Source organism: Shewanella sp. AS1 (assembly GCF_021412565.1).
GTDB lineage: Bacteria > Pseudomonadota > Gammaproteobacteria > Enterobacterales > Shewanellaceae > Shewanella.
In genome coordinates this window covers 205,266-217,812 of the sequence record NZ_JAKCLJ010000004.1, presented here as the reverse complement: position 1 = coordinate 217,812, position 12,547 = coordinate 205,266, and the positions used below count along the sequence as shown (strand labels likewise).

The following is a 12,547-nucleotide window of genomic DNA, read 5'->3' as shown; positions in this document are numbered from 1 at the left end:
TAAAATACTAACACAGATATGCTCGGTGAAATTAATACCTATCTCGATTGAAATAAGCTTGATCTAGGTTGTGATACAAATAAGGCTCCTGACCAAAACCTGTTTTAATATAATTCGCAGTATTTTTCTCTGTTAATGAGGTTTCGACATAGTAATTCCACTGTTCAATCCCTCTAATCTGGAAGCCATACTTAGGCGTCATCGACTTACTAAAGTTAAGCGGGATAGAGAAACCGATGGCAAAAAAGTCTTCCTCTTCTCCACCGTCAATATCATCAAATTTGGTTCTACGATATTTAAGCCCAACTTGGACGTTATCAAACCAATGCAGCGACCTAACAGTAAAACCCTTATCTCCGCCCCAATATTGACCAGCCGTTAACTCGATATCCCAATTCAGTGGCGAATAACGGTATCGGTATTTCATTAACATTGGCTGATTATGAACATGGCCATAGGACGATGTTGCCGATGGGGTTTCGAAATCGCCCCCAAGAAAGCTGACTCTATGTAAGCCATTGTTACTCTGCCAACGGGACTCATTTAAAAAGCCGTCCGATTGACCATAAATGCGACCATAGGAGAACTGAGTAAACAGATTAAAAGGCAGCGAGAACGCCTGATGGAACAGACGGCGATCTATCCCCTTCTTGATCCCAAAACGATTGTAGATATATTTACCCTCTTCAAAGTCATCCGAATGGGCAATGGTATCTGTCATGTAGCGGAAATCTAACAAGGCGCCAGGCCATAAAGACATCTGAGCATTCAGGCTCATCACCAGTTGATAATCAAAAGCGCCATATTCTGTGCCCACTAATGAGGCCAATGCAGGCGCCACTATCAGACGCGGTGTAAAATACGCATTGGACTGCCCTTTGACTAGCCAATTCACATCACCTGCAAACGGAAGCTCATCGATCACAAAGCGCGAAACCCAATTACCATCATTGGCGGTTTCATAGCCAGCAATATCAAGCGGCCTGTTGTCGGTAAAATCCACGTTTACGGTTTTCACCACTAAGCCCCAATTGGTTAATTTCAAAACGGCCTTAGTATGCAACTGCTTATCAATCAGTTTCGCCATCACAGCTATGGCATCGTCCTCATTACGGTTATAGAGATTATTCTCAAACTCGATAACTAAGCCCCTGCTATCATCTAAGCCAATGCTGATAGACTCGAAACCATAATCAGCTAAATAGGCGGCGAAGGCGTTAATGTCAGCTTTAGATAACGCCGCATCACCCTTAGGCTTATCTTGAATTGCTTGTCGCTCAACAGACTGGCTCGAAGCCTGTGCATACTGATTAGCCTCTGCTTGCTTAATCCCAGCCTGATTAGTCTCTGCCTGATTAGCCTCTACTTGATCAGCAGCCCGCTCTGCCACCTGCTGTGAGCTCGGACGAGGCTGAGTCGACCCCATAGGCACAGTTAGGTTAACCCCAAACCAGTTATCTTTTTCATTATTATCAAGGTCACTGGTATACAATTGCGCCGAGCCAGATAATTGCCATCCACTGGGTAACCAGTCTTTGGGGGTATAAAGCTTTACGCCCGCATTCACGGCATTAACATCGTAATCCACCACCAACTGCACAAACTCAAAGGGCTGATACTCTATCGATCCGAACACACCATTCATATAACCAATGGCGTTATCAGACTTACCAACCCCAACACTGGTACGCATACCGCCTAACACACCCAAACTGAAATCTTTCGAGGCGCTAACATAATAGACTTGTGACTTAATCGCAGCTCCGCCGATATCCTGGCCGCCAACAGCCAATTTAAACCAATCAGCAGGAATAAAAGGTATTTGCCACTTAAACGAGCCTGACAGATCCCTAAAGCCACAACCTTTATCAACATAACTATTACAATCTGAGGTGCGGGTTCCTAAGCGACCTACAATTTCCAGATTTGGCAAAACACTGACACCAAACTTCAAGTCCGTGGCGCGCTGAAAACCATCATGCTTATATCCGTTACGCCCCTGCTCGTAATAATTATCACTGTAGCCAAAGGCGAAATCACCATAATCGATCACTTCGGCATTGGGCGTATTAAATGCCCCAGTAAAGGCCTGCAGTGAATAGGATTTATTAATGTAATCTCTGCTTTCTGCCTGAGCACTTACTGGCACCACACTTTCTGCGCCAGTAATTTCAGTGCCATTTGCCTGAAAAATCGCGCAGCCAAGCACAAAGCAAATAACAGCCTTTGTTCTCATAAATAGTTATCCATTCATTATTGTTATAAGGTCAAAGAACTGTGACCAAAAAAACGATAAACTCACCAGCTTTAACAAGCAGAGCCCTAGGCAAGCAGCTCGTCTTAGTCTTGTTCTGGTGAGGCAAAAGTAACGCCTAACATCTTATCCGAGGCCTGTTTAAACTCATTATCGAGCTTTTTATCGCGCAGGCCATATTCAACAAAAGCAGTCATCTAGCCCAGCTTGTCACCACAGTCGTGGGAACGGCCAGCCATGTCAAAAGCTGCTACCTTGCCGGATGCAATCTGTATATCGATTGCGTCTGTAAATAGCAGTCAGCATGCGAGCCCCAAAACCCGCAACAGGGATGACAACTTTCACAGATATAAATCTTAGGGGAGTTTAAGAGTTGAAAATAAAAGCTTAAGCAACAGAAGGAATAATTAAATCAACGTCATCTAAATTTTTCTGACAATCTTTCTGACACTGTACCCAAACTAAATCACCAATCCCATCGGTCGGGTTGAAGGCTGTTGGGGCATCTAAGAGGAGCTCTCGAATACTGACGTGATCCTTACCAAAACAGGCAAAATCCAGTTTTTCTAGTAGGGTTTCATATTCTTCCAAAGGCAAGTATGCCTCATGGGCAGTCATGATCCGTTCATGGGAGGTATTCTTAACGTTATCGCCAATCAACAATTCCTCATAGAGTTTCTCGCCTGGTCTGAGACCTGTAAACAGAATTTCAATATCACCATGAGGATTAGATTCTGATTTCACTTCAAGACCGGAAAGATGGATAAGGTTGTTAGCAAGATCGGTAATTTTCACCGGTTCTCCCATATCTAAAACGAACACATCACCTCCCTTACCCATGGCTCCGGCTTGAATGACTAATTGAGCGGCCTCTGGGATCGTCATAAAGAAGCGTGTTATCTCAGGGTGTGTCACGGTAACTGGGCCGCCAAGTTCGATTTGTTTTTTAAACAGCGGAATCACAGAACCCGATGACCCTAATACGTTACCAAATCGCACCATACAAAAACGCGTGCCATTGGGCTTTTTATTCTCACGCTCTGCAAGCGCCTGGAGCCCAAGCTCAGCCATACGTTTGGTTGTCCCCATAACATTGGTTGGACGCACGGCCTTATCGGTCGAAATAAGTACAAAAGACTCCACGCCAGCCTCGATCGCTGCAAGTGCCGTGTAGTAAGTACCATAGACATTATTTCGTACCCCTTCCACGACGTTATATTCGACTAAAGGAACGTGCTTATAAGCGGCTGCATGGTATACCGTTTGTACCTTGAACGCTTTCATCGCCTTTTCGAGGCGCTGCCTACGCTGAACAGAGCCTAATAGCGGGATGATATCGCAGCTTAAACCATGCTTTTGCTTCAGATCATTCAGCTCCCTGTCGATTTGATACAAAGCAAACTCAGAAAGCTCAAACAACACAATCGAGGTCGGTTGCTGCATCAAAATCTGACGACATAACTCAGAGCCAATCGATCCCCCTGCACCAGTGACCATGACGACTTTATCTTTGATATTCGCTTCAAGTAATGTCTGCTTTGCTGCAACTGGATCACGACCTAACAAATCTTCAATCGGTACATCTCTCAGCTGATCAATTTGGGCGTTGCCTGACAAAATCTCGTACATGTCAGGCACAGTACGGATCTCAATATGTAACTTAGACAGTTCGTCTAAAATAACTTTACGACGTGAGCGCGGAGCACTTGGCACAGCAAGCAGAATTTGTGAGATATTATGTTTTTTGATCGCAATCGAGGCTCGTTCCGGAGGGAGCACCGCCAATCCCAAAATCGACGTATTAATTAACCTCGGCGCGAAATCGATAAATGCACGTACTCTATACTCCTTTGAATTACGAAGTGCCATAGCAAGCTGTCTGCCTGCCTTGCCTGCCCCATAAATCAGCACATCTTTACTTTTATGACTATAAGTTTGCGCAAAAAGAGAACGAATAACGGCGCGAGAGCCACCACACATTAACATTAAAAATGCCCCATAGATGAAAGGCACTGTGCGTGGGAACGGATTACCAGTATAAAAACCGAGTACGGCAAGCAACAGTGCCGAGACCATGGCACCTATGGTGACCACAGATAAGGCCTGGAAGGTGAGATAGCGAAGCACCGCTCGATATAAGCCAAGGCGTGTATATACCACTACGGTCACAATAGCGACAGCACCTAAAATACTCAAAACTACAGAGTTAGAATAATTCTCGATATTGCCAAGACGTGCCAAGAGTGCGAGATGAAATGCAATTAATATAAAGCCTATATCAATCAACACACTCACGATGCGCTTATTGGTGCGAGATAACTGCCAAATGAATTGTAAACGTTCCATAGCATTAGTCACTTATTGTTATAAAGTTAGATCACCTAACCGATGAATAGATCCCTCTGAGAATCAACGGATAATGTTTGCAGCAATTGGAGGGGATGAAGGTTTGAATGCTACATAAGTCGCTTGATTAGCGCGCTTGCGCCTCAAGTAATACCTCACGTAACATTAAACAAGTCTTAGTAATTTCCGCTTCGGTGAGTGTCGGATGAACCAAGAACATCAAACTGGTTTCACCTAACTGCACCGCATTCGGCAAACGTTTTTCTGGTCGCCATGGCGTATTATCAAATGCTTTTTCTAAATACACCTCAGAACAGCTCCCCTGATAAGCCGGAACGCCACGTTCTACAATGGTTTCCACAATGCGATCTCTCGTCCAGCCCTCTGCCAAATGTTTAGGCTCAACAAATAGGTAGTGTTTGTATTCTGCGTGCTGCGAATGCTCAGGCACGTGAACACGACGAACGATATTGAGATCTGCAACCGCTTCATCGATTTGTGCCGCATTGGCTTGACGTTTTGCCGTCCATTCTGACATACGAGTCAATTGAATACGCCCGAGAACAGCTTGAAGCTCAGTCATGCGCCAGTTCGTGCCAAAGCTTTCATGTAACCAACGAAAACCTGGTGGGTGCTGACGGTTATAAATTGCGTCATAGTTTTTACCGTGATCTTTGTATGACCACATCTTCGACCACAACTCTTTATCGTTTGTGGTCACCATGCCGCCTTCACCGCCAGTTGTCATGATCTTATCTTGGCAGAAAGACCAAGCACCAATGTGACCGATGGTACCTACACTGCGGCCTTTATATTTCGCGCCATGTGCTTGAGCACAATCTTCAATAACATAAAAACCATGTTTTTCTGCAAGCGCCATGATGGCATCCATTTCTGCCGGCATACCTGCCAAATGAACAACAATGACAGCTTTAGTCTTTGGTGTCAGCACAGCTTCAATCGACTCAGCTGTAATGGCTTGGCTGTTGAGATCTACATCCGCGAACACAGGGTTAGCGCCAGCCGTAACAATAGAAGACGCAGAAGCAAGAAACGTTCTAGGCGTCGTAATAACCTCATCGCCCTCGCCTACGTTTAACGCCTTAAGCGCCACATCAAGCGCAAGGGTGCCATTGCTCAGCGCAACCGCATATTCACAACCAGCCCACGCTGCGAATTCTTTTTCAAATTCACGACATTCACTACCCGTCCAGTAGTTCACTTTGTTTGACAGCAGCACACGACTAACTGCATCGGCTTCTTCTTGAGTAAAAGAAGGCCAAGGAGAAAATGGAGTATTAAGCACGATGTCACCTGAATAGAGATTATTCTAAATAGTTATTTTTAAGAGTGTTACTTAGATTTATTTAAAGGCTTCGCAGGCGTACCTACGACAGTTTGAAAGTTAGATACGTTTGCAACGACAGTGGCTCCGGCACCCACCATTGCACCGGAACCAATGGAAATAAGTTGTTTCACTTGACTGCCAATGCCTAACCACGCGCATTCTCCAACGGAAACACCTCCAGCAAGGTTGCTACCTGGACTAACGTGAACACCATCAGCTAGTTTGCAATCATGATCTATCGTTGAAGAAGTATTGATAATGCAAGCATCGCCTATTTGAGCAAAAGGATTGATAACCGCATTCGCCATTACAACCGTACCAACGCCCAATTCAGCATACTGGCTAACCGTTGCACTAGGATGTACAAGTGGAGAAAAACATGCACCAACTGAGATTAACTGTGTCTGCTTTTCTAACCTCACGTTGTTATTACCAATAGCAATAACAGTGAGGTCAAAACTCGATGCCGTCGCAAGCAATGATTCAGAATTACCTTTGACTGACCAGTGCTCTACGCTTTGTAGCTCTGGCCAGCGATCGTCAAAGAATTCAATGTCTATATAACCGTTTAGTTCAGCAATTTCAGCGACGACTTTACCATGACCACTTGCACCTAAAATTGCACAGATTTTAGTCATTTACTCCGCCTTGCCTTGCTTGGCCAGTAAAGGGCTCTATCGTGACGTGACCATCAGCTGAGATTCCCTCTTTTACGAAGACTTTTTTAACGGTTAAGAACAGAATCTTGATGTCTAACCAAAAACTGCGCTTATCGACATACCAAACATCTAGATTGAACTTATCTTCCCAGCTAATCGCATTACGACCGTTAATTTGCGCCCAGCCCGTTACGCCAGGCCTTACTTCGTGACGTCTTGCTTGCTCATTACTATAAAGCGGTAAGTACTGCATTAATAAAGGACGAGGCCCCACTAAGCTCATCTCGCCTTTCAACACGTTCCATAACTCCGGAAGCTCATCTAGGCTTGAGTTTCTCAACTTGTCACCAAAAGGTGTCATACGTTCAGAGTCTGGTAGTGGATTCCCTTGTGAATCGACCGCGTCTTTCATGGTACGAAACTTAACCATTTCAAATGGCTTACCGTTTAAACCCGGGCGAGTTTGATGAAATAACACCGGTGAGCCAAGGTTTTTACGGATTTTCCAGGCGACCAGCACCATTATTGGAGCAAAAATGATTAAAGAAATAAATGAAACAAAGAAATCAAATAGTCTTTTTAACATTATTTTGAATCCTGTCAGAAATGTCATTCACAATATCTTTTAGCTTTATTTTATTTTCAACTAGTTCCTTGTTAGACAGCAACTTCAGCTTGCTTTCCTTATCCTTCAATTTAGATACTTCCAACTTCAAATCAATTTTTTTGGAGGAACTTGATACTGCGGGATCATTTTTAAATGTTCTTGATAAAATAACTGAATTAGAGTTTAGGCGAACATGTTCTGAAAGTATTAATTCGGCAGGAAGATCTCCTTCACCTAGTTTAGCGATACCACCAAAGCCAACAGTGCCGCCTGCGTTTTGAATCTTTTCTACCATATATTCTACAAGTCCTCCGGAGAGAACTTCGAACATAAAGTTTAGACCTAAACTAATTTTTAAATCGTTCAATCCAATAAAAAATTCATCAATTCCTTCTACAGAAATTAGATCATCGATTCGCGATAAGGCTTGGGCGGTTTCAATCATTACAATTGTTTTCGCTCGCCCATTAACCATTTCTACAAAATCTCTAGCGTCGTTAGCATCAAACGCCATAGGCAACATAATAATATCGGCACCATTTTCAATCACGCTGTCGATTTCATTTTTAGATGTGGGATTAATAGGGTTAATTCTAACAAGTAGATGAGAGTTTCGTAATACAGAGCGTACTAACTTTACATCTTCAATAGTATGATTAGATAGGACGGTGTTTAGACCTCGTTGTCTTTCGGCTTTATTTAAATACTCTAGATCAACAAATATTCTATTTACACCAGCCAATTCAGCTTCAAGTGCAAACTTAGGTTCATTAGTAAGAATCATTAATTGCATAGTAATACCTTTATGACGCGATAATTTTTAATCGATCTTCATGAGTTAATCGAAGCATTTTTTCTCTACCGAAATACTTAACACATCGTTTAAAACCATTTTCTGATAAAACACTTCTCATTTCACTATCTAGATACAGAGTTTCCATAGCGATTCTAAGTTGTACTGAATCTCGAGGAGCTACTAATAGCCCAGATATATCTTTTACGACTACTTCTGAAGGACCAGGTATATCTGTTGTTATAACTGGTATTTTAAGAGCCATAGCTTCTTGAAGCACCATACTAAATCCTTCTCGGTAAGAAGGATGTACATGAACACTAAAACTAGAAATGAAAAGTGATGTATTATTTTGCCTTCCGGTAAAGATCACTTTGTTTGATGACTTAGCCCAATGTAATAAATCTTGTTGTATAGGATCTCCATCGAAAGTGCTACCAACTAGCACTAACTTTACATTGTCATATAAACTAGAAATTTTTTTAAAAGCTTCAATTAGCTCGTTGGTACCTTTATCTCCTCGCAAGCTACCTACATAGCCAAAAATAAAGTCACCCTTATTTATTCTATAATTTTTATAAAACGACGCTCTATGAGATTCTTTCATTTCTATGTTGTATTTTCCCAAGTCTACACCTATTGTTCCCCCTTTCCCCACGACACCACTTTTCTCTTTCTTATATAATTTTTCTGATATTGAAAACTGTCTATTTTTTTCACTGGCAGGCCGTATGTCTGTAGATAAAGAACAAGTAACGAACTCAATAAACTTAAATACCTTTCTTTTCATTCCTTCATCAAAGCCAACGTATCTAATTCCCCATTGGCAATATAACCTTTTCGGAACAAGAGCTAAATAGCTAGCTATGGAGGCATAAAATGCAGCATTTGGCGTTGCATATTGAACCATATCAAACTTCTGCTTTTTAAATATTTTATATAATTCGTATGTGTTTTTAAAAATATCTAAAACTGAAGAACCGCGATTCATACCTATATTGATACAATTAAATTCATCTCTATAATGAGAGTAAAAATCATCGGACATATTACATATTAAAGTAATATTAAAGCCATTTTTTTTATGAAACCTAGCTGCTTCAATAACAAACGCAGACATTGTCATATCAACTGTTGTTACAATACAATAATTTGTCATACAATTTATGAGTCTATTCCAGGAACTTTAGTTTTAAGAATACTATCCATCTCATTTTGGACAATTATTTTTTTTTCATGTTCTTTTTCACCATCTTTAAGCATGCTAGTTTTTAGCTTCCCATACATATTTAAGTTTGATACAGCTTTTAAGGCTATTTTCTTTATCTTATTTTTATAAAGTATTTTATTTAATTCATTTTTTGAGAACACTTTAGCACCATAAGTAGAGATTATTTCATTCCTTTCTTTGAAACTAATATCAATTTGATGTGTGCTTACGTTTGCGTCATCTCGATAAAAATACAATGGTTCAGATAATCTCGCGTGGTCTCGTTCAGATAATTCACCAGACGATATAGCTCTTACCCACAACTCATAATCTTCTGTTCTTCTGTTTCTTGTGGAATAGATATTATTCTTAGACCATGAAGATTTGGTTATAATTGTCGGGTGCCCTATTGTACTTCCATACTTCAAGTAATTTTTCAAAGTTATTTCGTGATTCGGTGCCCTTCTAAAATTTAAGACTCTATTATTAGAATCGATAACTGCCATTTCAGAAGAAACAATATTAAAGCCATACTCTCTGATAAAACTCAATTGCCTATCTATTCTTATTGGGGAGCACATATCTCCACTATCCATTCTTACGATGTATTCTGTTTGCGCTCTTTCATTTATTTCATTTAATCTATGCGCAAGTTTTTTGTTCTCTCCATCATGATAAACCTTAACCCTAGGGTCATTGATACTCATAAGAATATCTAAGGAGCTATCTTGTGAACCATCATCAACAGCAATAAGCCTCCAATCTTCGTAAGTCTGTGAAAATATGGACCTTAATGTATCAAGTAAATCCTCTTCATTGTTATATACCGGCAATCCAATCGTAATCATGCTTTCTCCAATGCGTTTATAAATGAAGTAACTTGTTTTTCTAAGGTAAATTTATTTTTTGAAAATTGATATGCATTTTCTATGATATCTAAAGCATCTTCTCGATTATTTTTAACTTTAAATATGCACTCCGATAAAAGCTCATAATCATCAACATCGACTAAATATCCTGTAATACCATTTACTAATGCATCTGGTATTCCACCTACAGGTGTTGATATAACAGGTGTTTTTAAAAGCATACTCTCAATAATAACTCGAGGAAAACCTTCGGTATGTGTAGGAAGAATCATTAAATCTGATGAGTTTATCATATCTAGTATGTCGTTCCGCCATCCAGTAAACTCTATAAGATCTTCAATCTCGTAAATTTTTATTAAATTTTTTAACTCTTCATAGAAGTCACTGGTATGACCTATTGGTACATCTCCCGTTAATATTAGCTTTATATCTCGCCCATATCTCTGTGAATAATCTTTAATAGCTTTTATTGCACAGTCATAACCTTTCAGTTTAGTAGGCCTGGATGCAGGAAGAATTATAGTAAAGATATCATTTTTTTTATGTACTGGTTCTATTTCTAACTCAACCGCGTTTGGAATATAACTTACTTTTTTTTGGGGGAATAATTTTGATAATGTTTTAACACTATCCTGAGCATGAGAAATTATATTTTCACAAAAAAATCTCATTAAAAGTAAATACAACAAGTCAATATCATGTTCTTGAACCCAAACTCTATGATATATAATTATTTTTGCCTTTGTTCCTATTGATGCTATTGCCACAGGTAATAAGGTTTTTTTGTTATTCACTAAAACATAATCATAGTTTTCAGATTTAATCAGCCGTCTTATTCCTAATATTACTTTCACTTGATCTGGAAGATGGGATATAAATTTAAAAAATCTTTTAATTACTCCTCCTTTGCCTAGTATATAATTACGACTATCTTGAAGTAAAACCGTATATGAAATATCATTACTTTCAAGTTCTTTAAGATATTTATCATTTATACCAAAAAAATCACATGCCTTGCATAGATAACCTTTCTGTGAAAGAGAACTCAAAAGATTGATTGTACCCTTTAAAGAGCCACCATAGTTGACATTACTATCTACGAACAAAAATCTATACATAAGAACGCCATTTATTGTAAAGAAAAACTTTTCTGCCTGTCATTTAAAAGCCTTAAATAAAAACCTAGCTAACAATTTAATTATTAAGATTGGAACAAATACAAACAATATTGTTCTTGATATATATGCGTAAAAGCTACCTATATTTAACATAAACACTAATGAGAAAGTACTTGCAAGACTAATATAGATATACTTGTAACCTATATAGTTAATTTTTAATGCGCAGCGCTCAAAATAAAGAGCTATCGTGACAAAAAAAGAAGAGTAAAAAAATAATCCTATATACCCAAAATGGAATAAACCACTTATAGAAAGTGGAATTATTTGGTCTGCATAGTCTCTATGCTGGTAAATAAATTCATTGAATTTAATTGTCCCTTTATAATTGTCATAGGTTAACTTTGATAATATAGGTATATTCTGAAATGTATCATTGACGAGATACAGTATAGAATCATCTATAGTTAATTCATCATAAGCCTCAAACCCTAACGAAACATTACCGACACCAGAAAAATACGCGTTTAATGTTGAAGCAGTTACTATTGAGTTTAGTGTTAACGTATTACCGTATTTTGAAAACTTTGCTAGAGTTGTTATAACGATCATGAACACAAAAATAAACAAAGTAAAAATCAATATTTTCCTAATATCTTTAGGCTCGACCATTTGCGAGATTAATACCACTAATGGAAGCGAGAACAAGACTACACTAAACCTGCTAGTCCCTACTATAAATAAACTCGAAAAAAACACAACTAGTAAGTAATAGTAAGATTTATTTATTACCTTACTTGAATTATATATTATACTTATTGCTAATAGTGATAATATTATTTTAAAAGGAGTTAATAGTACAGCCCCAAATTTATTGCTATTAATTTCATCTTCGCCGGTAACATACTTGCTTACATAATCTCCCAAGTTCCAAATAAAATTCACAACCTCAAATGAACCGGTATAATATAGATAACAAAATATTACCAGTAACAAGAATGATACTATAGTATAATTTTCGACTGGCTGTATCGTTCTATTCACCCGTCTTATAACAGACTCTTGTTTCTTAGAAAAAATCTCAAAAATTAAAAATATTGATACAATTTCCAAAACACTAACTATAATTGCTATATTTGTGTAACGTGACTCAAACCCTACTTTTAAGTATTGATCATGAATGATAAAAATAGGGATAAGTGAATATCTTATAATAGCTTGAAAGACTACTAATTTAAATACAACACTGTTTCTCAATCTATAATACACTCGATTATAGATTAATGTCACTGTTAAAAAAGACAAAGGTAATATAATTAGAAAATTGTATTTATAGCTATCAA

The 12,547-nt window shown here is 38.9% G+C and carries 10 protein-coding genes; all 10 read right to left on the bottom strand.

Annotated elements, in window-relative coordinates:
- Window positions 1-31 precede the first annotated feature (31 nt).
- Entirely contained in the window at window positions 32-2,236 is a 2,205-nt protein-coding gene (locus tag LZP69_RS08365) for a YjbH domain-containing protein (protein WP_234199803.1), read from the bottom strand.
- 405 nt (window positions 2,237-2,641) lie between these two features.
- Window positions 2,642-4,600, bottom strand: a complete 1,959-nt coding sequence (locus LZP69_RS08355; protein ID WP_234199802.1) for a polysaccharide biosynthesis protein — start codon at window positions 4,598-4,600, stop codon at window positions 2,642-2,644.
- Between the two features lie 127 nt (window positions 4,601-4,727).
- Window positions 4,728-5,906, bottom strand: coding sequence for a DegT/DnrJ/EryC1/StrS family aminotransferase (locus tag LZP69_RS08350; protein ID WP_234199801.1), 1,179 nt, complete (start codon window positions 5,904-5,906; stop codon window positions 4,728-4,730).
- Window positions 5,907-5,953: 47 nt separating this feature from the next.
- Window positions 5,954-6,586 carry an acetyltransferase gene (locus tag LZP69_RS08345; protein WP_234199800.1) on the bottom strand — a complete coding sequence of 211 codons (633 nt, stop codon included), beginning with the start codon at window positions 6,584-6,586 and terminating at the stop codon, window positions 5,954-5,956.
- Window positions 6,579-7,193, bottom strand: a complete 615-nt coding sequence (locus LZP69_RS08340; protein ID WP_234199799.1) for a sugar transferase — start codon at window positions 7,191-7,193, stop codon at window positions 6,579-6,581. Before LZP69_RS08340 ends, LZP69_RS08345 begins: the two co-directional genes overlap by 8 nt.
- Window positions 7,174-8,007: an aldolase/citrate lyase family protein gene (locus LZP69_RS08335; RefSeq protein WP_234199798.1), complete on the bottom strand. Its 834-nt coding sequence runs from the start codon at window positions 8,005-8,007 to the stop codon at window positions 7,174-7,176. Before LZP69_RS08335 ends, LZP69_RS08340 begins: the two co-directional genes overlap by 20 nt.
- A 10-nt stretch (window positions 8,008-8,017) precedes the next feature.
- Window positions 8,018-9,127, bottom strand: a complete 1,110-nt coding sequence (locus tag LZP69_RS08330) for a glycosyltransferase family 4 protein (protein WP_234199797.1) — start codon at window positions 9,125-9,127, stop codon at window positions 8,018-8,020.
- 44 nt (window positions 9,128-9,171) lie between these two features.
- Window positions 9,172-10,065, bottom strand: a complete 894-nt coding sequence (locus LZP69_RS08325) for a glycosyltransferase family 2 protein (RefSeq protein WP_234199796.1) — start codon at window positions 10,063-10,065, stop codon at window positions 9,172-9,174.
- Complete coding sequence (locus LZP69_RS08320) at window positions 10,062-11,204, bottom strand: glycosyltransferase family 4 protein (protein ID WP_234199795.1); 1,143 nt, start codon at window positions 11,202-11,204, stop codon at window positions 10,062-10,064. Before LZP69_RS08320 ends, LZP69_RS08325 begins: the two co-directional genes overlap by 4 nt.
- 39 nt (window positions 11,205-11,243) lie before the next feature.
- Window positions 11,244-12,461: an O-antigen polymerase gene (locus LZP69_RS08315; RefSeq protein ID WP_152490613.1), complete on the bottom strand. Its 1,218-nt coding sequence runs from the start codon at window positions 12,459-12,461 to the stop codon at window positions 11,244-11,246.
- Between the last annotated feature and the right edge of the window lie 86 nt (window positions 12,462-12,547).